This window comes from Pseudomonas sp. MIL19, from assembly GCF_028680365.1.
Lineage (GTDB): Bacteria > Pseudomonadota > Gammaproteobacteria > Pseudomonadales > Pseudomonadaceae > Aquipseudomonas > Aquipseudomonas spirodelae.
The window spans coordinates 1-2508 of sequence record NZ_JAPPVG010000071.1; the positions used below are offsets into that span (position 1 = coordinate 1).

General features: G+C 64.5%; 2 protein-coding genes. Both read right to left on the minus strand.

Annotated elements, in window-relative coordinates:
- Positions 1-17 precede the first annotated feature (17 nt).
- The gene (istB, locus tag N1078_RS19330; protein ID WP_038408850.1) at positions 18-773 is read right to left on the minus strand and encodes an IS21-like element helper ATPase IstB; all 756 of its coding nucleotides are present in this window, start codon (positions 771-773) and stop codon (positions 18-20) included.
- A gap of 17 nt (positions 774-790) precedes the next feature.
- Complete coding sequence (gene istA, locus N1078_RS19335; RefSeq protein WP_263097333.1) at positions 791-2305, minus strand: IS21 family transposase; 1515 nt, start codon at positions 2303-2305, stop codon at positions 791-793.
- Positions 2306-2508: the final 203 nt, after the last annotated feature.

A 2508-nucleotide genomic window follows, 5' to 3' on the forward strand; every position in this document is an offset into this window, starting at 1 on the left:
ACGCAGGGGTTGCATTGTTAGTCTGAGGCGCCCGGCGCCGTCAATTTCTTCACCCGCTTTCTCATCGACTCGCCCTTGAGGTTGATCCGGTAGGCGTTGTGCACCAGGCGGTCGAGGATGGCATCGGCCAGGGTTGGATCGCCGATCAGTTCGTGCCAGTTGTCCACGGGCATTTGGCTGGTCACGAGGGTCGAGCGCTGGCCGTAGCGGTCGTCCAGTAGCTCCAGCATGTCGCGGCGCTGTTCGGCGGTGAACGGGGCCAGGCCCCAGTCATCAAGGATCAGCAGGTCGGTCTTGGCATAGCCGCTCATCAGCTTGGCGAAGCGCCCGTCGCCATGGGCTAGGCCCAACTCTTCCAACAGGCGCGGCAAGCGCAGGTAACGCACGCTGTAACCCTCTCGGCAGGCCTGGTGTGCCAGGGCGCAGGCCAGCCAGGTTTTACCCACGCCGGTGGGCCCGTTGATGATCAGGTTGAGTCCGTCGCGTAACCACTGACCGCTGCTCAGCTGGAGGATCAGCGCCTTGTCGAGTCCGCGCGGGCTGCGGTAGTCGATGTCTTCGAGGCAGGCGTTGTGCTTGAGCCGGGCCTGACGCAGGCGGCTGCTGAGGCGCTTGTCGTCGCGTTCGGTCAGTTCGCGGTCGACCAGCAGGCCGAGGCGTTCCACGAAGCTCAGGCTGTCGATGTCGGGGGTTTTCAGTTGCTCGGCGAGTGCCTTGAGCATGCCGGTCAGGCGCAGGGTCTGGAGCTTGTCCAGGGTCGGATGGGGCAGCATGGTGGGATTCCTTGTGTTCAGTGGTAGTAGCCGGGGCCGCGCAGATTGGCGTGGTCGTCCGGCAGCAGGGGCAGGTTGGCTTGAGCCAACGGCAGGCTTTCCAAACCCTGGCGCAGGATCGATTCGAGGCTCTTGTAGCTGCACGCACCGAGGCTGAGGGCGCGACGGCAGGCCAACTCCAAGCGCACTTCGCCATGGGTCTTGCCCAGGCGCAGGATGCCCAGGCAGGCCCGGTAGCCTTGGGTTGGGTGGATGCGCCGTTCGAGGATGTGGCTGATCACGCCGGCCGTGTTCGGCCCGGTCTGCTCAGCCCAGCGGATCAGCCGTTGTGGCGTCCACTCGGCGTGCTCGCGATGGCTCTTGGGCATGTGCTCGGCCTGTGTGCTGTGCCGGCCCTTGTGCGGTGAGCGAAGGTGGCTGGCCACCCGCTGATTGGCGTGGAAGCACTCCACCGTGCGCGCTGTCAGGCGTACTTCCAGTTGTTTCTTCACCAGTTGGTACGGCACCGAGTAGTAGTGCCCATCAACCTCGACGTGGTAGTCGATGTGCACACGCGCCTTCTTCCACTCGGCATACACGTAGGGTTGCTCCGGCAGCGGCCGCAGCACCGGACGATCCAGGGCTTCGAAGGCCGAGTGCCGGGAGCCCGGCAGCTTGCGAAACGGTCGTCGGTTGAGGCGCTCCAGCAATAAGGCGATGGCGCTGTTGAGTTCGTCCAAGGAGAAGAACTGGCGGTTCCTCAGCGCGGCGAGGATCCAGCGCTCGACCACCTGCACGCCGACCTCGGCCTTAGCCTTGTCGCGCGGCTTACGCGCCCGCGCCGGCACCACCGCCACGCCATAGTGCTCGGCCAGATCGCGGTAGCTCGGGTTGATGTCCGGCTCGTAGCGATGGCTCTTACTCACCGCGCTGCGCAGGTTGTCCGGCACCACGATCTCCGGCACGCCCCCGAGGAAGGCGAAGCAGCGGGTATGCGAGCCCAGCCAGTCCGGCAGCTGCTGCGACCAGGTGGCTTCGGCGAAGGTGTAGCTGGAGGCGCCGAGCACCGCGACGAACACCTGCGCCTGGCGGATCTCGCCGCTGTGCCGGTCGATCACCGGCACCGTCTGCCCGGCGTAGTCGACGAACAACTTCTCGCCGACGCGATGTTCCTGGCGCATCACCACGTCCAGCTTGCCCTGCCAGGCCCGGTAGTGCTCGCAGAACCAGCTGTACTGAAAACCCTGCGGCTGGCTCAGGCGATACTCCTGCCAGAGCAGCGCCAGGGTCACGCCGGGGCGACGCAGCTCGGCGTGCACCCAAGACCAATCAGGCAGTGGCCGCTGCTCACTGGGCACCGCAGGGGCCAGTGGGAACAGTTGCTGTTCCAGTTCGGAATCGGACAACGAGCAGGGCCAGGCTAGACCGCTGGCGGCAAAGCGACAGAGGTAATCACCGGCACTGCTGTGGCCTATGCCCAGACTGCGGGAGATCTTACGGACAGACAGCCCGCAATCGAACTTGAGGCGCAACACCTCACGGATTTTACGCATGGACAAACGCTCCACGACGACCTCTCTGCTTCGAAAAAGAGGTCGATGGTAGTGAATAAATCCTGCGTAGCTGCCTGCCTGGAAAGTGTCCGGATGGCCGTGGAATCGGTGTCCGGATGCTCGTGGAATGAGTGTCCGGATCAGCGTGGAATCACTGTCCGGATGTGCGTGGAATGGGTGTCCGAGTCAGCGTGGAATCCGCA